General features: G+C 70.3%; 17 protein-coding genes. 3 read left to right on the top strand and 14 right to left on the bottom strand.

Annotated elements, in window-relative coordinates; genetic code table 11:
* Positions 1-57 precede the first annotated feature (57 nt).
* The gene (locus OIE49_RS26570; RefSeq protein WP_326804453.1) at positions 58-2181 is read right to left on the bottom strand and encodes a DNA gyrase/topoisomerase IV subunit B; all 2124 of its coding nucleotides are present in this window, start codon (positions 2179-2181) and stop codon (positions 58-60) included.
* Between the two features lie 442 nt (positions 2182-2623).
* On the opposite strand from OIE49_RS26570, the gene OIE49_RS26565 reads away from it, so the two are divergent.
* Complete coding sequence (locus tag OIE49_RS26565; RefSeq protein WP_326804452.1) at positions 2624-2854, top strand: DUF7455 domain-containing protein; 231 nt, start codon at positions 2624-2626, stop codon at positions 2852-2854.
* A gap of 99 nt (positions 2855-2953) precedes the next feature.
* Here OIE49_RS26565 and OIE49_RS26560 read toward each other — a convergent pair whose 3' ends face one another.
* From OIE49_RS26560 to OIE49_RS26500, 13 genes are all read right to left on the bottom strand, one after another.
* The gene (locus OIE49_RS26560) at positions 2954-3811 is read right to left on the bottom strand and encodes a S1 family peptidase (protein WP_326804451.1); all 858 of its coding nucleotides are present in this window, start codon (positions 3809-3811) and stop codon (positions 2954-2956) included.
* Positions 3812-3946: 135 nt separating this feature from the next.
* Positions 3947-5488, bottom strand: a complete 1542-nt coding sequence (locus OIE49_RS26555; RefSeq protein ID WP_326804450.1) for an RNA polymerase sigma factor — start codon at positions 5486-5488, stop codon at positions 3947-3949.
* A gap of 673 nt (positions 5489-6161) precedes the next feature.
* Entirely contained in the window at positions 6162-7049 is an 888-nt protein-coding gene (locus tag OIE49_RS26550) for a FadR/GntR family transcriptional regulator (protein ID WP_326804449.1), read from the bottom strand.
* A 162-nt stretch (positions 7050-7211) separates the two neighbouring features.
* The gene (locus tag OIE49_RS26545; RefSeq protein ID WP_326806334.1) at positions 7212-9863 is read right to left on the bottom strand and encodes an ATP-binding cassette domain-containing protein; all 2652 of its coding nucleotides are present in this window, start codon (positions 9861-9863) and stop codon (positions 7212-7214) included.
* Positions 9864-10036: 173 nt separating this feature from the next.
* Positions 10037-10795, bottom strand: coding sequence for an NUDIX hydrolase (locus OIE49_RS26540; RefSeq protein ID WP_100570686.1), 759 nt, complete (start codon positions 10793-10795; stop codon positions 10037-10039).
* Positions 10796-10901: 106 nt separating this feature from the next.
* A complete protein-coding gene (locus OIE49_RS26535; protein WP_326804448.1) occupies positions 10902-12542 on the bottom strand; it encodes a DUF4192 domain-containing protein in 1641 nt (546 codons plus the stop codon).
* Between the two features lie 70 nt (positions 12543-12612).
* A complete protein-coding gene (locus OIE49_RS26530; RefSeq protein WP_326806445.1) occupies positions 12613-13026 on the bottom strand; it encodes a hypothetical protein in 414 nt (137 codons plus the stop codon).
* Positions 13027-13149: 123 nt separating this feature from the next.
* Complete coding sequence (locus tag OIE49_RS26525) at positions 13150-14334, bottom strand: epoxide hydrolase family protein (protein WP_401739863.1); 1185 nt, start codon at positions 14332-14334, stop codon at positions 13150-13152.
* Entirely contained in the window at positions 14331-15107 is a 777-nt protein-coding gene (locus OIE49_RS26520) for a thioesterase II family protein (RefSeq protein ID WP_326804447.1), read from the bottom strand. The genes OIE49_RS26525 and OIE49_RS26520 overlap by 4 nt, the downstream gene beginning before the upstream one ends.
* 15 nt (positions 15108-15122) lie before the next feature.
* A complete protein-coding gene (gene fdxA / locus OIE49_RS26515) occupies positions 15123-15446 on the bottom strand; it encodes a ferredoxin (RefSeq protein WP_326804446.1) in 324 nt (107 codons plus the stop codon).
* A gap of 57 nt (positions 15447-15503) precedes the next feature.
* Positions 15504-15983 carry a hypothetical protein gene (locus OIE49_RS26510; RefSeq protein WP_326804445.1) on the bottom strand — a complete coding sequence of 160 codons (480 nt, stop codon included), beginning with the start codon at positions 15981-15983 and terminating at the stop codon, positions 15504-15506.
* Between the two features lie 50 nt (positions 15984-16033).
* Positions 16034-16216, bottom strand: a complete 183-nt coding sequence (locus tag OIE49_RS26505) for a hypothetical protein (protein WP_326804444.1) — start codon at positions 16214-16216, stop codon at positions 16034-16036.
* 116 nt (positions 16217-16332) lie between these two features.
* Positions 16333-17382, bottom strand: coding sequence for an aldo/keto reductase (locus OIE49_RS26500; protein ID WP_326804443.1), 1050 nt, complete (start codon positions 17380-17382; stop codon positions 16333-16335).
* A gap of 518 nt (positions 17383-17900) precedes the next feature.
* Here OIE49_RS26500 and OIE49_RS26495 point away from each other — a divergent pair.
* Positions 17901-19031, top strand: coding sequence for a cytochrome P450 (locus OIE49_RS26495; protein WP_326804442.1), 1131 nt, complete (start codon positions 17901-17903; stop codon positions 19029-19031).
* Between the two features lie 10 nt (positions 19032-19041).
* Positions 19042-20703 (top strand): condensation domain-containing protein, encoded by a 1662-nt coding sequence (locus tag OIE49_RS26490; RefSeq protein WP_326804441.1) that lies wholly within the window; start codon positions 19042-19044, stop codon positions 20701-20703.
* Positions 20704-20733: the final 30 nt, after the last annotated feature.

Below are 20733 nucleotides of genomic sequence, written 5' to 3'. Positions count from 1 at the left end.
CGGTCTTCACCCCATCAGGTGACGCGTCCCGGCTGTGCGTTACGCGTCCGACGCGCCCTAAGCGTCGATGCGCGAGCGGTCCAGGGTCGCGGCGGAGCTCGCGATGAACTCCTTGCGGGGTGCCACGTCGTTGCCCATCAGGAGGTCGAAGACCTGCTCGGCGGCCTCCAGGTCGGAGAGGTTGATCCGGCGCAGGGTGCGGTGGCGCGGGTCCATGGTGGTCTCCGCGAGCTGGTCGGCGTCCATCTCACCGAGGCCCTTGTAGCGCTGGATCGAGTCCTTGTACCGCACGCCCTTGCTCTGGAACTCGAGCAGCTTGTCGCGCAGCTCGCGGTCCGAGTAGGTGTAGACGTACTTGTCCTGGCCCTTCTTCGGCTGGATCAGCTCGATGCGGTGCAGCGGCGGCACCGCGGCGAACACCCGGCCCGCCTCGACCATGGGGCGCATGTAGCGGTGGAACAGCGTCAGGAGCAGGGTCCGGATGTGGGAGCCGTCCACATCGGCGTCGGTCATCATGATGATCTTGCCGTAGCGGGCCGCGTCGATGTCGAAGGTCCGGCCGGATCCGGCTCCTATGACCTGGATGATCGCGCCGCACTCGGCGTTCTTCAGCATGTCCGTGACGGACGACTTCTGCACGTTGAGGATCTTGCCGCGGATGGGCAGCAGCGCCTGGAACTCGGAGTTCCGGGCCAGCTTCGCCGTGCCGAGCGCGGAGTCGCCCTCGACGATGAACAGCTCGCTGCGGTCGACGTCGTCGCTCCGGCAGTCGGCGAGCTTGGCGGGCAGCGAGGACGACTCCAGGGCCGTCTTGCGACGCTGCGCGTCCTTGTGCTGGCGGGCCGCGATGCGCGTGCGGGCCGCGGCGACGGCCTTCTCCAGCACCACGCGCGCCTGCTGCGCGGCGTCGCGCTTGGTGGAGGTCAGGAACTCCTTGAGCTCCTTGGTGATGACGTTGTTCACGATGCGGCGGGCCGCCGAGGTGCCGAGGACCTCCTTGGTCTGCCCCTCGAACTGGGGCTCGGCCAGGCGGACCGTGACGACCGCGGTGAGGCCCTCCAGGGCGTCGTCCTTGACGACGTCGTCCTCGGCGACGCGCAGCATCTTCTTGGCGCGCAGCACCTCGTTCATGGTCTTGGCGACGGCCTGCTCGAAGCCGGCCACGTGCGTGCCGCCCTTGGGGGTGGCGATGATGTTGACGAAGGACCGCAGGGTGGTGTCGTAGCCGGTCCCCCAGCGCATGGCGACGTCCACGCCGAGCTCGCGGGTGACCTCGGTGGGCGTCATCTGGCCGTGGTCGTCGAGGACCGGGACCGTCTCCTTGAAGGTCCCGTGCCCGGTGAAGCGGAGCACGTCGCAGACGGCCCTGTCGCTCGCCAGGTACTCGCAGAACTCGCTGATGCCGCCGTCGTAGCGGAAGGACTCCTCGCCCTTGCTGCCGCCCTCGCCGAGGCCGTACTCGTCACGCACGACGATGGTCAGCCCGGGCACCAGGAACGCCGTCTGGCGGGCGCGCTGGTGCAGGTTCTCCAGGGAGAGCTTGGCGTCCTTCAGGAAGATCTGGCGGTCGGCCCAGTAGCGCACGCGGGTACCGCTGCGGGACTTGGGGATCTTCCTGGCCTTGCGCAGTCCGCTCCCGGGCTCGAACTTGGCCTCGGGCCCGCTCGTCGTGAACGCGCCGGGCACACCGCGCCGGAAGCTGATGGCGTGGGTGTGGCCGCCCCGGTCCACCTCGACGTCCAGCCGGGCGGACAGGGCGTTGACCACGGAGGCGCCGACGCCGTGCAGACCGCCGGAGGCGGCGTACGAGCCGCCGCCGAACTTTCCGCCGGCGTGCAGCTTGGTCATCACGACCTCGACGCCGGACAGGCCCGTCTTGGGCTCGACGTCGACCGGGATGCCGCGGCCGTTGTCGCGCACCTCCACCGAGCCGTCGTCGTGCAGCACGACGTCGATGTGGTCGCAGTAGCCGCCGAGGGCCTCGTCGACGGAGTTGTCGATGATCTCCCACAGGCAGTGCATCAGACCGCGGCTGTCGGTGGACCCGATGTACATGCCCGGGCGCTTGCGCACGGCCTCGAGCCCCTCGAGGACGAGCAGGTGCCGAGCGGTGTAGTTGGAACCGTCGCGGTCTGCTCCTGCCAGCAGCGCTGTGGACGGCACGGACGTCTCGGCGGTCACGCGGTTCGCTCCTCGCTGAATTTCAGATGTGGCCCTGTTGGGTAAGGGCGCGGCTTGGGTAGCCGCTCAGAGGGTACCGAGGCCTGGTAGAGCCCTTGTAACGCAACCCTCGGCAGGAACACAGACTAGTAGAGGGTCGCATACACGTTCGATCCTTCATCCGAGTGAAGCACATATCACGTTCCCTTCGAGGCATGAACCATTTAGGCTCCGGGCACGTCCTCATGAGCAACCGGCAACCCGGCCGGGGAGGACCGACCATGACCGAGAGCGCGAACCCGTACGACACATAGAAACGCAATACGGCACATTCGCCGCCAAACCGGCAGCAGCCTGCCGCCCCGAAGAAGATTTTTCGAGGAAAAGCCACGATCGGGAACGTTTGGGGCTGGTTGGATGTTGACCCTGGTACGACAGCTCGTCGAGCTAGAGAAGAGGCGACGTGACTACTGTTCTGACCCCCGCGAGCCCACTGACGGCCGCTGATCGCTGCGACCGCTGCGGCGCCCAGGCATACCTGCGCGTCGTCCTGCTGAGCGGCGGAGAACTGCTCTTCTGCGCCCACCACGGTCGCAAGTTCGAGCCAGAACTCAAGAAGATCGCCGCTGAGATACAGGACGAGACCGAGCGCCTGACCTCCGTTCCGGCGAACGCCTCCGAGGAAGAGCACTGACCCTCCCGCCCGACGAGCGAGCTCGGCACAGACCGGCGAACGGGCGGTCGCCCCTGGCACCCAGGAGCGACCGCCCGTCCTCGTGACCGGCGACGCCGGTCAGGACTCGCCGGACGGCGGGCGCTGCGCCTTCTTGCCGACCCGGCCCAGCGCCCGGACCACCTCGGAGACACGCGTGTAGACACCGGGGCTCCCGGCGCGCCCGCAGCCGCTGCCCCACGACACAAGCCCGATCAGGCGCCCCTGGGCGACCAGCGGGCCCCCACTGTCCCCCTGGCACGCGTCCCGGCCCCCAGCGGTCTCTCCCGCACAGAGCATGCTCTCGGGCTGGTACGTGCCCTCACCGCCGCCCGGATAGGCCTGCCGGCACTCCTCGTCCCGCAGGACGTGCACAGGCGCCCCATGCAGGCTGTGGACATAGGCGGCGGTACCCGTGGTGTCCCCCCACCCGTAGACCGTGGCGCTCGTACCCGGCGTGTACGCCGGGTCACCCGCGGCAGCCATGGGGACGACGGCGTTCTCCGGCATGGGCTCGGCAAGAGTGAGCACGGCGAAGTCACCGGCATTGGTGGTGGGGTCGTAGTGCGGATTGACCCAGGTGGACCGCACGGGGACCTCCTTGCCCTGATCGGAGAGCAGATCCGTACGGCCCGTGATCACCTTCAGATCCGGTGCCTGCGGCGCGCCCACGGCCTCTTTGGCCAGACAGTGGGCCGCGGTGAGCACCTCGGTACGACCGATGGCCACGCCCCCGCAGAACTGCCCCGCGCGGGTGCCTCCGAACCGGTCACGGCTGGAGAGCGCCACGGTCCACGGACTCTGCGAGACGTCGACGGGGAAACCGCCGATGACAACGCTGTCAGCGGCTACAGGTGCGGCCGCTGACAGCGGTATCGCGGCTCCCGCGGCCGCCAGGACCAGCGGCCCGATCAGGGCACGGGCAGAACGGCGTCGCATGGGTGCTCCTCACTCTCGGACGATCACGGAACACCCAGAGTCATGCACAGTGACGCAACGCGCAGCACAAGGACCCGGCCCCCTGGGGGAACCGGGCCCTCGGTGTCATACGACCGGACCAGTCGAAGTACCGGACTAGTCGAGGTAGTCGCGCAGCACCTGCGAGCGCGACGGGTGGCGCAGCTTCGACATGGTCTTGGACTCGATCTGGCGGATCCGCTCACGCGTGACGCCGTAGACCTTGCCGATCTCGTCGAGGGTCTTCGGCTGGCCGTCGGTGAGACCGAAGCGCATGGAGACGACGCCGGCCTCGCGCTCGGACAGGGTGTCCAGGACCGAGTGCAGCTGCTCCTGGAGCAGCGTGAAGCTGACCGCGTCGGCCGGGACGACCGCCTCGGAGTCCTCGATGAGGTCACCGAACTCGCTGTCGCCGTCCTCGCCCAGCGGGGTGTGCAGCGAGATGGGCTCGCGGCCGTACTTCTGGACCTCGATGACCTTCTCCGGGGTCATGTCGAGCTCCTTGGCCAGCTCCTCCGGGGTGGGCTCACGGCCCAGGTCCTGGAGCATCTGGCGCTGCACGCGCGCGAGCTTGTTGATGACCTCGACCATGTGCACCGGGATACGGATGGTGCGGGCCTGGTCGGCCATCGCCCGGGTGATCGCCTGACGGATCCACCAGGTGGCGTACGTGGAGAACTTGTAGCCCTTGGTGTAGTCGAACTTCTCCACCGCGCGGATCAGACCGAGGTTGCCCTCCTGGATGAGGTCCAGGAAGAGCATGCCGCGGCCGGTGTAGCGCTTGGCCAGGGAGACCACCAGACGGAGGTTGGCCTCCAGGAGGTGGTTCTTGGCGCGGCGGCCGTCCTCGGCGATGATCTCCAGCTCGCGCTTGAGCTTGGGGGCGAGCTTGTCGGAGTTGGCCAGCTTGTCCTCGGCGAAGAGGCCCGCCTCGATGCGCTTGGCCAGCTCCACTTCCTGCTCGGCGTTGAGCAGGGGAACCTTGCCGATCTGCTTGAGGTAGTCCTTCACCGGGTCGGCGGTGGCGCCGGCCGCGGCGACCTGCTGGGCGGGCGCGTCGTCCTCGTCCTCGTCGGACAGCACGAAGCCGGCGCTCTCGGTGCCCTCGGGCTCCTCGGCGCCCTTGGCCTCCTCGAGCACCTCTTCCTCGAGAAGCTCGGCGTCGTCCTTCTTGGCGGCGGTGGTCTTCTTGGCAACCGCCTTCTTGGCGGCCGTCGTCTTCTTGGCCACCGCCTTCTTGGCGGCCGTCGTCTTCTTGGCAGCGGCCTTCTTGGCGGGGGTCTCTTCCTCGACGGACGCGCCGACGGTGGGCGCCGCCGGGGCAGCGGTGGCGGTGGCCTTCCTGGTGGTCACCGTCTTCGCCGCGACCGTCTTGGTGGCGGTGCGCTTGGCCGGGCTCTTCGCTGCGACGCTCTTGCGGGTGCGCTTGTTGGGCTCCGCGGCACTGACCATCAGCGTCACACCCTCTTCCTCGAGGATCTGGTTGAGGCTGCGCAGTACGTTCTTCCACTGAGTGGCCGGAATCTGGTCAGCTTCGAAGGCCCGACGCACATCGTCGCCGGCGATCTGCCCCTCAGCCTTTCCCCGCTCAATGAGCGCCATGACAGAGACGGACTCGGCGATCTCCGGCGGGAGCGTACGGGATGTGCTGGCCGACACGAACAACCTCTCGGAACGTTGGAAAACGGCTTCCGGCCCCGTCCGTCATGGACAGGAGCCGACCACCGGCCTGGGGATTGGGCCGACGGCGCGGGCGGGGGCCGGGAAGTTGCACAGCGCCGTACATCGGCGTCCGTATTCCCTCCTCGGCTGTCACCTCTTAGGTCATCGCGTTGTACCCAGGAGTGTTACGCCCAATCTGCGTGGCCCCAGTCACACCCCGTAAGTGCGTAAAAAGGGTCAGAGATGGGCAGATGGAGTCGAGTACCCGCCACGGTGACGAACCCACAAGCGGCTCGCCCCGGTCACGTACGGCTCCGCGGATTCACGGGTTCGCGGCGGGCGCGGCGTACCGGTCGGCCGGTCTGCGGCGGGTCGGCGCCCTCGGTCGGCCGTACGGCGACGGGAGCGGGTCACACGATCGGCCGGGGTGCGACGGTGCTGCGCGCGGTCGGCCGGTGTGCGACGGAGGCGGTGCCTGCGGTCGGCCGGTGGGCGACGGGGCGCTTCCCGCCGTCAGCCGGCCTGCGGCGCGAGCCGTGCCCGCAGTCAGCCGGTGTGTGTCGGGTGTGACACCCACGGCCGGCCCGGCGACCCGCCTCTCGCGGAAGCCCGCCGGAGGACGGCAGGGCCCGGGCCGTGCCGCCCACGCAGGGACCGGTGCTCGCGCGGTTCAGTGCTCGCGCGGCGCGGGAACCACCCGTTCGACCTCGGGGTGCACCGTGAGCAATTGACGCATGGCGCCTTCCGCCGCGGTGCCGTCGCCGGCCACGACCCCGTCGACGATGCGGGCGTGCTGCGCGACGGAGGCCTCGTTCGGGCGGTCGCAGCCCGTGACGGGCCCGCCGGACACCTGGAGGGCGGCCGAGACGATCCCGGAGAGGTGGTCCAGCATCCGGTTGCCCGCGATCTGGATGAGCAGCGAGTGGAACTCGGCATCCGCGCGGGAGAAGGTGAGCGCGTCGCCCTGTCCCAGGGCGTGTCCCATGATCTCGACCATGTCGGACAGGCGCTGGTGGATGTCCTCGCGGCCGTGCCCGGCGGCGAGACGCGCGGCGAGCGGCTCGATCGTCCAGCGCAGTTCGCTGAGCTCGCGGCGCTGGTCGTCGCGCTGCGGACCGAACGCCCGCCACTCGATGATGTCCGGGTCCAGGAGATTCCAGTCGCTGACCGGGCGCACCCGCGTCCCGACGTTCGGGCGGGCGCTGACCAGGCCCTTGGCCTCCAGCACGCGGAGCGACTCGCGGACGACGGTGCGGGAGACCTCGAAGCGCTGGCCGATCTCCTCGGGCACCAGTGGACGGTCGGCGCCCAGGTCCCCGGAGACGATCATCTGACCCAGCTGCTGGACGAGTTGGCCGTGCAGTCCGCGTCCGCGGCTGCCCGCGGCACGCCGGCTCACGCGCCCCAGTTCCGGGTCGGCGCCCTCCCAGGCGGGGCTCGCGATGCGGTCGGGGACGGGCGTTTCGGCGTAGGGGTAACGGTCGAGTTCGCCCGGGCCGACGAGACCGGAGTCTGTGGAGCGGGCGGCGGTCATCATGGTGTGCGCAAGGGTACTCACGGATCTTTTGTCGGCGTCGTCTCCAACTCCCTTGAGGTCTTTGGTGAAAAGCACACGAAAGGGTGATCGCTCACTTCGCCTCAATTGACGCCTTATCGGAAAGAAATGGGCTCTCCCTGGGAAGTTGCTTACGGAGCCCGACCGAAAGGGAGCGAACCCCTGTCATCGGGTTCGGCTCCGCAGCACCGTCAGCAGGTACGCGCACAGCAGCCCTCCGAGCGTCAACGCCAGAGCCCCGCCCAGGGGTTGGGCGATCAGCCGCGCCGCGGCGGCCACGTAACGGTCACCGCCGAAGGGCCACTGGAGCAGGTGGACCCGACGCAGCCGGGCGGTAAGACCGGCGGCGTCCCACTCCCTGCCTCCCAACGCCTTCTCCACCAGGGGCACGACGAGCACCGGTACGGAGAGCACGGCCGCGAGCCCTGCCGTGGTGGACCGGAACACCCCCGCCGCCAGCACCCCGGCCCAGGCGCAGCCCGCCACGAGGCACAGCCAACTCGCGCTCAGCGAGAGCCAGTCGCCGGGAACCTGGGCGAGTTCCTGCCCGTACATGGCGTAGAGCACCTCGGCGTCGCACCCGACCGTGAGGAAGGCAAGCACCAGCGCGGTCGCGGTGGCCACGGTCAGCTTCGCGGCGAGCAGCCCCAGCCGACGGGGGACGGTGCCACGGTCCGCCGCCAGCGCGGGGTGACGGAACTCGTCCCCGAAGGCGAACGCCCCGAGCAACCCGGCGCCGAGCGCCGCCGGCGGCAGAGGCAGTTGCCGCGGCCACGCCGCCAGCAGCCGAGGCTGCGGAGCATGTCCCATCCGCCCCATGACCAGAGCCGTGAGGACGGAACAGACGAGGACGACGGCACTGACGAAGAAGCCGGTGCCGACCCCGGTGGCCCGGCGCAGCTCGTACCGCAGGGGCCGCAGGGGGCCGGCACCGGGCCGGACGGAGATGGGGGGTGGCAAGGGGGAGGAACCGTCGATGCCGGAGGCCTCGGCGGGGCGGGGGGTTGGGATGGACGGGTGGGGGTGTGCGGGGTGGTCGGTCGTTGGAGGTACGGGGGCGGGGTGGTGTGCGGGGGCGGGGTGCGCGGTCGTCCGCCGGGTGGCCGGGGGTTGGTCGGGGCGCGTGGTCGCCGAGGCCGCTTCGTCCGGGGTTTCAGCACACGCAGACGGTTCTTCGGAGAGCGAGGAAACGCCGGCGGCGCAGGGGGCGGCGCCGGCCACGTCAGGGGTGGTGGCGGTGGCGGCCTTCGGCTCGGAACCGGTGGTCGGGCCGCAGACTTCGGGGGCGATGGTCGAGTCGCGGGCTTCGGGGGCCGTGGCCGAGTCACGGACTTCGGGGGCCATGGCCGAGTCACGGACTTCCGGGGCGGTGGTCGAGTCGCAGGCTTCGAAACCGCCGGTGGTGCCGGCGGCTTCGGAACCGTTGGTCGGGACGAGGGGCAGAGAAGCGTGGGCAACGGTGCTGCCCTCGGAGCCGGTGGCCGTTGCCGGCGCCTGGGAATCGTGGGCGCGGTCCGGACCGCCGTGGCCGATGGTGGGCCCCGAGGCGCCGACGCCGGTGAGGGCAACCGGGCCGCCAGGGTCGGCGTTGGCGCCCGGACCCCCGGAACCGGTCGTGAGATCCGCGCCGCCGGTGGTACGAGTGGCGGGCCTCCCTTCACCGGAGCCGGCCGCCGGGAGCAGGCTTCCCTTGTGAGCTGCGGGAGAAGCCACCATCGCCCGCAGCTCCAGGGCAGAGCCGAGGCCTTGCACCGTGCCGGACGCGCTCTTCGGGCGCCTGATGACAGGCGGCTCCCCCGGGCGCGGCTCCTCCGAGTGCTGGTCGGCGGAACCGCCGTCTGTGGGCGAAGAGGCGAGCGCGCCGCCCTCTTTCGCACCACCCTCTTCGCTGTCCGCGAGCCGCGCCCCCGCGTCCGCCACCGAAGGCGTTGAACCGGCACCTGCGCCCATGTCCCCCATCTCGTGGGCGAGTTGATGGATGAGGATGCCGTGGCGAAACGCGGCCTCGCCGACATCGGCACACGTACTGCCGTAGACGGACAGACGGTTGCCGGTCTCGCGTACGACTTCGACGGAGCGGCGGGCGGTACGGGCCTCCTTGGTCAGGAGAGCACCGAGTCGCGCGGCGTGCGGGCTGCGCACGCTGACGCGGGGACGCAGCCGGTGGCGGGCGAAGTCCGCGGCCTCCTGATCGGCGACGAGTCTGCCGCGTTCGAGCGTCACGACGCGGTCGGCGGTGCGGGCCGCCTCCTTGGGGTCCGCCGTGGTGAACAGGACCGTACCGCCCTGGTTCGCATGGGCCCGCAGCACACCGTGCAGCCAACGGCCTTCCCGCACGGACAGTCCGCCGGCGGGGGCGTCGAGCACCAGCGTGTGCGGGTCGGCCAGCATGACGCAGGCCAGCCCCAGCCGGCGGTCCATCCCCCGGGACAGAGTGCCAAGTCGCTCGTCCCGGAAGCTGACGAGCCCGACGGCCTCGAGGACTTCTTCGGCGCGCCGTACCGGAAGCCCCGCCGCGGCGCACAGCATGCGCAGATGGCCACGGACCGTGCGCGCGGGGTGTCCCGGAACGTCGCCCAGAAGAACGCCGACCTCACGCGAGGGATGAGCGATGCGGTGCAGGGGGCGACCCTTGAAGTAGGTGATGCCGCAGCCCTGTTGAAGCTCGAGCATGAGTCTGAGCGTCGTCGTCTTGCCCGAGCCCGCCGTTCCGAGGAGCGCGGTGACACGGCCCGCGTGCGCTGCGAAGGAGACGTCGTCGACGGAGGGCGGAAGGTCCTTACGGGAGTCGCTGGTCAGTCCGAAGGCCTGGATCACCGCAGCAAGATAGCGCGTCATGTCCGCTTTTTCCGGGTATCGCGCCTCGCTTTCGGCAACCGTTCGGCGTTACTCGCCTCCTTCCTCCCGCATGGTCAACTGGATCGGTTCTCCGTGCCCGGCGTCCGGCTTGGCGAACACACCGGCTCCCGACGGCGACGGGCGGACGAGGGTCAGACCTCCGGGCGCAGCATCGGCGGGTTGAGCAGCGTGGCTCCCCCGGCCCGGAAGAGCTGGGCCGGCCGGCCGCCCTGGCGGGTGGTCGTCCCTCCGGTCGGCACGAGGAAGCCGGGGGTGCCCGTCACCTTGCGGTGGAAGTTGCGCGGATCCAGCGCCACGCCCCACACCCCCTCGTAGACACGGCGCAGTTCACCGACGGTGAACTCCGGCGGACAGAACGCGGTCGCCAGCGACGAGTACTCGATCTTCGAGCGGGCCCGCTCCACTCCGTCCGCGAGGATCTGGGCGTGATCGAAGGCCAGCGGCGCCACCGGCTCTCCGTCACGGCCGTAGCCGCCCTGGCGCAGCAACTCCTCCACGGGCGCCCAACGGGCGTGGTCGGCATCGCCACCCGCCCGGGGCGCCGGCAGATCCGGAGCCAGGGCGAGATGAGCGACGCTGACGACCCTCATCCGCGGGTCACGCTTCGGGTCGCCGTAGGTCGCGAGCTGCTCCAGGTGCGCGCCGTCGTCCTGGACCGGGGCGAACGGGTCGTGTACGCGCAGTCCGGTCTCCTCGGCCAGCTCCCGCGCCGCCGCCTGCGCCAGATCCTCGTCTTCCCGTACGAACCCTCCAGGAAGCGCCCACCGGCCCTGGAACGGCGGCTCACCCCTGCGCACCGCCAGCGCGCACAGGGAATGGCGGCGCACGGTCAGCACGACCAGGTCAACGGTGACGGCGAAAGGCGGAAAGGCTGACGGGTCGTAGGGCATGTCGCGATCATAGTCGTCTGCCTGACGATAAACACTCCTTTCGCCGGTCCCGTCAATGGCTGATCCGCATCGGTCCTCCCCACCTCGCGACCCTCTGCGCGTTCCTTCACGGGCGCTTCTCGGAGGCACCGCTCCCCCGGTCGGCACCCGGCCTGCCGGCACCTCGGCGACGCGGACCACCCCGTCCTGAAGTGCGCGTACCCGGACGGCCCGGCGACCTGGCGGGACCCGGGCACGCTCGGTCCGTCCGTGAGGTCGCGGGGCGCGACCCGGCCGGGACGGGTCCCTCCACGCGCGTCGGACGACCACGGCCGGACGCGGGGCCCGGTGCCCCCGAGGCAGCGCCGCCCCCGGTTCCGCTCGCCCCCTGCGGCCCCACGGCATCCCCGCTGACCGCGGTGGCCACAGCGTCCCCGGTGGCCATGGTGTCCTCGGCGTCCCCAGAGGGCGCGGTGACCGTGGTGATCGCAGTTACCGTGTCGGCCCTGGCGGCCGGTTCGCCCTGGTGGGCCTCGACCCCGGCCGCTGCCGCCCCGGCCACTTCCGCGACGGCGCCGGCGTCCGCCGCTGTCGACCCCGCCCGTCCCCGGCGCTCCGCCCGCAGGCAGCGCCGGACCGACTCAGGGTCCAGGCCCTCGTTGCAGGCCTGGTGCAGCAGACGGGCGAAGAGGTAGTCGGGGTCCGCGCCCAGCGCCATGGCCAGTGCCTCGCGGGCCTCCAACTGGTCCCCGGCCGACCAGGCCACCCAGCCCGCGAGGGTCAGGGGAGCCGCCGCGTGCTCTCCGTACGGACCGACACAACGTCGGGCGAGCGACCGCCACAACCGCAGCGCCGGGCCGGCCTCGTCCCCCTCCATCCACTCCGCCGCGCGGTCCCGTGTCGTACGGTCCTGGAGGCCCAGGATCAGCGACGCCGCTTCCTCGTGATCGAGCAGTTGGTCGTCGTGGAGGTCCGCGCGGGCGGCACCGGGCACGAAGGGCGCCTCGGCGAACCGGGTCATGACGCGCTCGGCGAGCCGCAGGGTCTCCTCGGCCACCGCCACACGCTCCGCCTCGTCGAGAATCCTGGGCACCAGGGACAGTCCCGCAGTGTCCAGGGCGATCTCCTGTTCCAGGGCCGCGGCGGTCTCCCAGGGCAGCAGCCTGGCCCGCAGTTCCCTCAGGCTGCCCCTGACCTGAACGCCCGCGTACGCCGCCGCGGCGGCCAGCACGGAGGTTCCGGGCAGCCCCATGGGCAGTCCGTCGTCGGGGCAGCATCCGTCGGTCGGGCAGCAGTACGACCAGAAGCGCCCGCCGGAGATGCACAGTGCCTCGATCACGGGAACGTCGAGGTGACCGCATTCCGTACGCAGCTTCTGGGCCAGCGGCTCCAGCCGCCGTACGACGTCCCGGCCCGACTCGCCCGCCGCCGGCTCCTGGCAGAGGAAGGCCACCATCTGCCCGGGCTTGGCGCCTCTGCGCTCGCTGCCCGTGATCAAACCGTGGGCCAGCTGGCGGGCCGCGAAGGGCCAGTCGTCACTGCTGGCCGGAATGCCGACCCGGGCGCGGCCGCCGAACCGGCCGCGCCCGCCCCGGTCGTTCAGCGCGACCAGGACGACGCTGTCCTCGGGCCGGTACCCGAGCAGATAGGGCAGGGCGTCCGCGAGCTCGGCGGGGGTGCGGAGGGTGACCTGGTGCACGGCGTCGGATCCGTCGTACGCGATGTCCCCGTTTTCGAAGGGTCCGGCCGTTTCGCTGTGATTCGTCATGTGCCGACGATCTCGCGGAATGCAAAAGTCCGCTTGGGCCTGTGGACAACTCTGGACGAGGACACGTCAGTCACAGCCCGCGTGCCCGCTTGGAGCACTCGAGCAACGCAGGCCTGGGCAGGTCCGCGGTCCACTTCGTGGCTACCTCCCTGCTCCGGGCACGCGGCAACGGCCCCACCGTGATCGGCTCCCCGCTGCTCGCCCTCATGCGCAACCAGGTCGAGGCCGCGGCCCGGGCCGGCATCCACGCCCGGACGATCAACTCGGCGAACACCGAGGCGAAGGGGCGGTCGACGTCCTGTCGCTGGCCACAGGGGCTCACGACGCGCCCGGAGAGTGTATGGATCCGCCTCTGGGGCGATCGTCGCGCCGGGCGCTTGGCGGCGGCTTTCAACTCCTTGATCTCGGCGGGCGTGAAGATGGGAGGAAGATCGATGACGACGGGCTCGCCATTGACCGGGTCTCCGTCGCGGTCCCGCTTCACGCCTTGATGCGCGTCTCAGCACTGCTCATCGCCCACCTTCCGCGAATCGGGTGCGCTGGACCGATATGCCCAGAGCACCCCATTCACGCACGGCGAGGTGTACCCAGTTATTGGAGCTGACGCTCAGTTATGATCCGCTCCGAGACGCAGGATGCGGAAAAACCTCCGGATGTCGTCGACGAGCAGATCCGGCTCTTCCAGGGCGGGGAAATGGCCGCCGCGTTCGTGGTCCGTCCACTGGACGATGTTGTTCGTCTCCTGCGCGATGTGCTTGAGGAGGACGAAGTTGTCGTGGGGGAAGTGGGCGACGGCGGTCGGTGCCGTGGAGGGTTCGGGCGGGGTGCCCCAGTAGTCCGCGTGCGCGCGCTCGTAGTAGATGCGCGCGGAGGAGCCAGCGGTGGCGGTCAGCCAATAGAGCATGACGTTGGTGAGCAGGAGGTCACGGTTCACAGTGTGTTCGGCCCACTCGTGGAACTTTTCCGCGACCCAGGCGAGTTGGCCGACCGGCGAGTCGGTCAGGCCGTACGCCAGGGTCTGCGGACGGGTGGACTGGATGTCCGCGTAGCCCTGCCGGTCGCGTACCCACTCCTGGAAGCGGGCCCAGGACCGGCGGGTGTTCTCGGCCTCCTGCGGTGAGAGTCCGGAGAGGTCGCCGGGGTCGTGCGCCATGTAGCCGTTGGGCAGAAGGTTCAGGTGGACGCCGATCACCTCGGGGCGCGTACGGCCGAGTTCGCGGGAGATCGCGGCGCCCCAGTCCCCGCCCTGCACCCCGTAGCGCTCGTGGCCGAGCCGGCGCATGAGTTCGGCGAAGGCCGCGGTCACCCTGCGCGGTTCCCAGCCGCGCTCGCTCGTGGGACCCGACAGGCCGAAGCCCGGAATGCTCGGCAGCACCAGGTGGAAGGCGTCGGCGGGATCCCCGCCGTATCGCGCCGGATCTGTGAGGGGTCCGGCGACGTGGGTGAATTCGACCAGGGAGCCGGGCCAGCCGTGGGTCATCAACAGGGGCGTGGCATCGGGTTCGGGAGAGCGGATGTACGCGAAGTGGACGCGGGCGCCGTCGATCCGGGTGGTGTACTGCGGCCACTCGTTGAGCCGGGCCTCGGCGGCACGCCAGTCGTAGTCGTGCCGCCAGTACCGGGCGAGCTCTTGGAGATGCGCGAGTGGCACCCCGTAATCCCAGCCCGCGCCCGGCAGTTCGTCGGGCCAGCGGGTGTGGTCCAGGCGTCGGCGCAGGTCGTCCAGATCGGCTTCCGCGATGTCCAGGCGGAACGGCTCGACGCGCTGACTCGGGGGAGGCATGTCGCTCATCCGGGCATGATTCCAGGCACCGACGTCAGCGGTCGAACGCAGGTCCGTACGAGGCCGGCGATGGCCGCCCAGTGGTCCAGGAGGTAAAAGTGGCCACCCGGCAGAAGCTCCAGGCGGAACGGGCCGGTTGTATGGCGAGACCAGGCCCGGACGTCGTCGAGCGGCGCGACGGGGTCCCCATCGCCTCCCAGCGCGATCAGGGAACAGCCCAGCGGACCACAGCCCGGCCGAGGGCGGTAGGTCTCGCTCGCCCGGTAGTCGCTGCGGATCACCGGCAGCAGGAGCGAGCGCATCTCGGGGTCGTCGAGCAGTTCCTTCGTGGTGCCGCCGAGCCAGGAGATCTGCTCGGCCAGCGCCGCGTCGTCGAGGAGGTACGAAGTGGTCAGCCGGACGCGGTCGGGGGCGGGGCGGCCCGAGGCGAGCAGCGCCGCCGGACCCCGCTCGCCGAGCCGCTGAGCGACCTCGTAGGCGAGGATGGCGCCCATACTGTGGCCGAAGAAGATCCGCGGCACGCCGGCATCGGCGTTGCCGAGCGCCTCGGCGGTGCGGTTGGCCAGCTCGTGCAGATCGGTGATGGCCGGCTCGTCGTGCCGTTCCTGTCGGCCCGGGTACTGCACCGCGACGGTCAGGATGTCGTCGCCGAGCTCGGCGGCGAGGGGCCGGTACCAGCTCGCGGCGCCACCGGAGTGCGGGAAGCACACCAACTCGGGCGTGCCGCCCTCGGCCTGGGCAGGCCCCCCGATGCGCTTGAGCCAGGGGGACGGGACAGTCATGCTCACGATTCCCTCTCAGGCCAGGGTCTGCTGGGGCTGCGCGGCGACCAGGGCGTGGTCGTGCTCGATCAGACCCAGCTTCGAGGCGCCGCCGGGCGATCCGAGCTCGGTGAAGAACTCCGCGTTGGCCTGGATGTAGACCTGCCACTTCGCGGGGACGTCGTCCTCGTAGAAGATGGCCTCCACGGGGCACACCGGCTCGCAGGCGCCGCAGTCGACGCATTCGTCGGGCTGGACGTAGAGGGCGCGCTCGCCCTCGTAGATGCAGTCGACGGGGCACTCTTCGAGACAGGCCTTGTCCTTGACGTCGACGCAGGGCTGCGCAATCACATACGACATGGAGGGGTTGCTTCTCCCGTTCAGTGGTGGCGAGTCGGACCGGGTCGGGTGACGGTGTCAGACGTAGTCGATACGGAGGCTCGGTCGCCGGTCGGCCAGCGGCATATAGCAGTACGACGCCCGGGCCGCCGAGACCAGGGGCGTCCCGCGATCGCCGGCCAGCACCACCGTGTGGCAGGCGGCGAGGACCTCGGCGCCCGTGACACGGTGCTGGGCGCAGTCCGCGTACAACTGCCCGGCCGCCACCGTCGCCTCCGGCGTGGGTTCGGCGGCCTCGACGCCGGGGCCGCCGAGGAACCGGCGGATCGTCGCCCCCGCGCCAGGCGGGTGCCGTTCGTCGCACTCCTCGTCCCAGCAGGTACGCATGGCGCAGGCGACGCCGAAGCTGAACGCGGGCACGACCAGGCGGATGTCACCGGTCAGAGCCGCGTCTCGCAGGACGGATCCGCGTGGGGTGTGTCCCAGGGCGATGCGGTACAGGGAGTACGCGTCGACCACGGCGGTCTCCAAGCGCGCCAAGAGTTCGTCCTGGCTCACGATGGAATCTCCTTGGTGTGAGGTTCAGCGTGGTGTGGGTCCGCTGCGTGTCACAGTCCGAGCGAGATGGGGTCGGTGAAGGGGCAACTCTCTCCGCCCGGGCTGTGGTCCCAGGTGTGGTGGCGGCACGGCATCGAGCGTCCCTCGGAGCGCTCGAAGATTTCCATGGGGGCCATGGGAGTACGCGCGGGCGTGGCGGCGTAGTCGCCGGACGGCTGCTCGTCCTGACTCATCTCGGATAACCTCGGCTTCCAGTCGGTGTGGTGGGATGATCGCCCCATGGGCGCATGAGATGTGACGGCGTCGGCGTACCGCGCCGGCGGCCGGAATGCGGCCCGGCGGTGGCGCGTCAGGCCGCGGCCCGGTCCCGGAGCGGCCTGCGGCGCAACGCGGGGTTCGCGAGGGCTGGCGGCGGCCAGGAGGCGAGCGGGGCGTAGAGGTCGGTTCCCGGCGGGACGATCTCGTCGATCCGGTCGAGGGCCGCGTCGTCGAGGGTGAGCGAAGCACCCTTGAGGGCGCTGTCGAGGTGGTCCATGGTGCGCGGGCCGGTGATTGCGGAGGTGACGGCGGGGTGCGCGGTGACGAAGGCCAGGGCGAGTTCGGGCAGCGTGCAACCGATGTCGCCGGCGAGGTCGATCAACTGTTCCAAGGCGTCGAACTTCGCCGTGTTCTGGGCCAGCGCCGGGTCGAAACGCGCGGGCACGACCGCGGGGCGGCCCTGGGTGAGGTCGATGGCGTCGCCCTTGCGGTACTTGCCGGACAGGAACCCGAAGGCGAGCGGGCTCCAGGTCAGCACGCCCATCCGGTGGCGCTGACAGGCGGGCAGTACATCGGCCTCGATGCCACGGGCGAGCAGCGAGTACGGAGGCTGCTCGGTGCGGAAGCGCATCAGGCCACGACGCTCGGCCACATGGTGTGAGTCGACGATGTCCGCCACGGGGAAGGACGAACACCCGAAGGCGCGGATCTTTCCCTGGTGGACGAGGTCGGTGAGGACCCCGAGGGTCTCCTCCACATCGGTGGAGTAGTCGGGGCGGTGTACCTGGTAGAGGTCGATCCAGTCGGTCTGCAGCCGACGGAGGCTGTCCTCCACCGCCTGGGTGATCCAGCGTCGTGAATTGCCGCTGCGATTGCGGCCCTCACCCATCTGGAAATGCACCTTCGTGGCGAGCACCACGTCGTCGCGGCGCCCCTTGAGTGCCTTTCCCACGATGATTTCTGATTCGCCCGCCGCGTACATGTCCGCGGTGTCGACGAAGTTGATTCCCTGGTCGAGGGCCGTGTGGACGATGCGAATACAGGATTCGTGGTCGGAATTCGCGACGTAGCCGAAATTCATGGTGCCGAGGCAGTACGCGCTCACTTCCATGCCGGTCCCGCCGAGCGTGCGGTAACGCATGGGCATGCTCCTTGCAAGGTCGACTTGCCGAAATGGTTCGGGGTTTCTCTGGATACGAACGTGCAGCCCGCGGGTTGTGCGGCGGCATCCGGGGAAGTGGGGTGTGCGAGCTGGATCGGGAGCTTACGTGGGTACGCGACCGGGTTCAGCACATGGCCGGTGCCCCGGAACCAGAATGGCAAGTTGCGTAAGTAGTCGAGGCATGGCTCGCCGCCGCTTGCCCGGTGCGGGCGGCCAGGGGATACGGTCCAGCTATGTCGGTCGCGGGCGGCAAACCGCTCGATTCTCGCGACTCGCCCCCGCTCCTTTTCGAATTCGCGGGCGGCGCGCTTTCTCCGTCCGACGCCCGGGTCGGCCTGTGCCGTCCGCCCTCCGTACCGCGATGCTTCCGTGAAAGGAGTCGGGCCATCTCCAGGCACGAAACTCGTTCCTCCGGCTGCCCAGTCGATGCGGCATCAGCCGACCTCATCGACCCCACCCTCTACAGCAGCGGAGACGCCTACGAGATCTGGCGCCGGTTGCGTCAGGAAGACGGTCTCAGCTGGCACCAGGTGGACGACGAGCGCGGCTTCTGGTCCGTGGTGAAGTACGCCGACACCGATCTGGTGCTGCGCGACTCCACCACGTTCACCTCCGAGCGGGGCACCCTGCTCGACCTGCTCGGCACCGACGACCCCGCCGGCGGACAGCAGTTGGCCGTCACGGACCCGCCCCGCCACACCGAACGGCAGGCCCGGCTGAAGAAGGCCCTCGCCGTGAAGGCGGTGGACCGCCAGCGGGAGACGATCCGGGGGAAGGTCGTCGACCTTCTCGAACCGCTCGGCTCGGGCCAGGCGTTCGACTTCGGCACGGCCATGCTGGCGCTGCCGATGTCGGTCACCGGCACGATGATGGGGCTGCCGGAGGCGGACTGGGCCTGGCTGAGCAGGTTGACCACTGTGTGCATCGCCGCCGACGACCCGGAGTTCCAGGACCCGGGCGGCAAGGAGGCGACGCTGCAGGCGGCGCACCGCGAGCTGTTCGGCTACTTCCAGGACCTCATGCGCCACCGGCGCGACAACCTCGGTGACGACCTGCTCAGTGTGCTGATCTCCACCCGTTTTGAGGGCCGGCACATGTCCGCGAGCGAGATCGTCGCGAACTGCTACAGCCTGCTGCTGGGCGCCAATGTCACCACCCCGCACGCCCCCACCTTCTTCCTCGCCGAGTTCACCGGCACCGACGTGCTGGCGGACTGGGCGGCCCACCCCGAGGTCAACGGGACGGCCTACGAGGAGGCACTGCGCTGGGCCTCACCGGTCAATCACGTCCTGCGCTACGCCACCCGGGACACGGTCGTGCGCGGTACGCGCATCGCCGCCGGTGACGCCGTCGTCGCCTGGCTCGGCTCCGCCAACCGCGACGAGGAGGTGTTCGAGAACAGCGAGACCTTCGACATCCGGCGCAAGCCCAACAAACACCTCGCATTCGGCATCGGCCCGCACTACTGCGTCGGGCACAGCGTCGCCCGCATCACCGTCAGCGTTCTGTTCGAGGAACTCTTCGCCCGCTACGAGGACTTCGAGCCGGCCGGCAAGCCCGAGCGGCTCATCTCCAACTTCGCGTCCGGCTACAAGCACGTGCCCATCACCGCGCGCCGGCGCTCCTGAGGGGGATCCGATGGAAACGGCGAAAGACATACTCCCGCCCAACCGGCCGACCACGGAGCCCCAGTGGTACGAAGCCAACGCGGCGCAGAAGGGGCTGTGGGTCCTGGACCGGGTGGAGCACCTGCGTCCCACGAGCCTGATCCCCACCGTCGTGCGGTTCTCAGGACCGGTGGACCACGACCTGCTCGTGGCCTCCGTACGACGGGTCCTGGGCCGGCATCCCGCGCTGCGCTCCCGCTTCCGGCTCGACGCCTGGAACAAGCGGATCGAGTACCGCACAGACGCCCCGCCCGCCGAGGCCGGCTTCCTCGACGCCGCCGCTGAGGGCTGGTCCGCACAGGAGCTGGACCGGCTCGTGGACCTCCTGTGCTACACGCCCTTCGACCTCGCCGACGAGGCGCCCGCCCGTGCCGAGGTGATCCGCGTCGACGCAGGGACCACGCTGCTGGTGTTCACCGTGCACCACATCGTCTGCGACGGCTGGTCGCGCACGCTGCTCATGGCGGAGATCGCCGAGGTGTACCGGGCGGGCTTCGCCGGTGCCGAACCCCGCCTGAGCACCCCCCCGCACCCCAGCGAAGTGGTCACCATGGCGGGACCCGAGGAGACGGAGGAACGGCTGCCCGCGGTCCTCGAACGGCTCATGGGTGTCCCCGTCGACGTGCGGATCCCCTTCCGCCGGCAGACCGACGACCCTTCGCTGTCCGGGGCGAGCGCCGCCCTCCGGCTCGACGCCGGCCTCACCGAGGACCTGCTGGCGGTGGCCGAGGCCGAGGGCTGCACCCCGTTCATGGTCGCCACGGCCCTGTTCGCCGCCTCCCTGGCGCGCACGGGCGACCAGCGGGACTTCCTCTTCGCCTTCGGGTGGCCCGGCCGTGACGATCCGGCCCACGCCGACGCCATCGGCATGTTCATGAACACCGCCATGATCCGGGTGCCCCTCGACGAGGCGACCACCTGGCGTGAGCTCCTTCGCACCACCCGGTTCGCCGCCATGGAGGCCTTCGTCGACGCCGACGTGCCGCTCGAGGCCGTCGCCGCCGGCCTGCGGCCCGAGCGGGAGGTCATCTGGCCGCCGCTGTCCGCGGTGCTGGTGAACATGGCGGAGATGCCCGCGGACCTGCACCTGGCCGAGGACGTGGTGGGCCGCATCCAGCCCCTGCCGTCCCTGCACATGAAGTACGACCTGGGCCTGTTCGTCACCGTGACCGAGGAATCCGGCTCCCGGCAGCTGGAGCTGTCCGCCGACTTCATCGAGGCCCTCTACGACCGGGGCGACGTCGCCGCCCTCCTCGCAGACCTTCAGCGCTGTGCCATCCAACTCGTCGACTCTCCGGAGGAAACCGTGACCGACCAGTCCGCTGCCGTAGACCTGTCCACGCCCGAGGCCCGCGTCGAGCTCGTCCGCTCCCTGTGGCAGGAGGTCCTCAAGACCGACGACCAGGTGGGCGACGACGTCAGCTTCTTCGACGCCGGCGGCGACTCGCTGCTGCTCATCATGCTCGTCGAGCGGCTCAGCCAGGCCTCCGGCCAGGCCCTGAGGACCATGGACCTCTTCCGCGCGGGAACCGTACGCGGCCACGCCGAACTCCTCGCCGCTCCGGCCGGGCCCGGCGCGTCCGCCGCCGGGTCCGGTTCCCGCGACCGCATCCTCGGCGCCGCCCGCGGCTGACCCAGGGCTTCCGCATCTCGCGCCAACCGC

It is taken from the genome of Streptomyces sp. NBC_01788, from assembly GCF_035917575.1.
Lineage (GTDB): Bacteria > Actinomycetota > Actinomycetes > Streptomycetales > Streptomycetaceae > Streptomyces.
This window is presented reverse-complemented; position numbering and strand designations above follow the sequence as displayed.

Coding starts and splice junctions, on each gene's coding strand:
- OIE49_RS26560 (WP_326804451.1), bottom strand. CDS start 3,811: ATGCGACGCCGTTCTGCCCGTGCCCTGATCGGGCCGCTGGTCCTGGCG.
- OIE49_RS26540 (WP_100570686.1), bottom strand. CDS start 10,795: ATGCCCTACGACCCGTCAGCCTTTCCGCCTTTCGCCGTCACCGTTGAC.
- OIE49_RS26535 (WP_326804448.1), bottom strand. CDS start 12,542: ATGACGAATCACAGCGAAACGGCCGGACCCTTCGAAAACGGGGACATC.
- OIE49_RS26525 (WP_401739863.1), bottom strand. CDS start 14,334: ATGAGCGACATGCCTCCCCCGAGTCAGCGCGTCGAGCCGTTCCGCCTG.
- OIE49_RS26520 (WP_326804447.1), bottom strand. CDS start 15,107: ATGACTGTCCCGTCCCCCTGGCTCAAGCGCATCGGGGGGCCTGCCCAG.
- fdxA (WP_326804446.1), bottom strand. CDS start 15,446: ATGTCGTATGTGATTGCGCAGCCCTGCGTCGACGTCAAGGACAAGGCC.
- OIE49_RS26505 (WP_326804444.1), bottom strand. CDS start 16,216: ATGAGTCAGGACGAGCAGCCGTCCGGCGACTACGCCGCCACGCCCGCG.
- OIE49_RS26500 (WP_326804443.1), bottom strand. CDS start 17,382: ATGCGTTACCGCACGCTCGGCGGGACCGGCATGGAAGTGAGCGCGTAC.
- OIE49_RS26490 (WP_326804441.1), top strand. CDS start 19,042: ATGGAAACGGCGAAAGACATACTCCCGCCCAACCGGCCGACCACGGAG.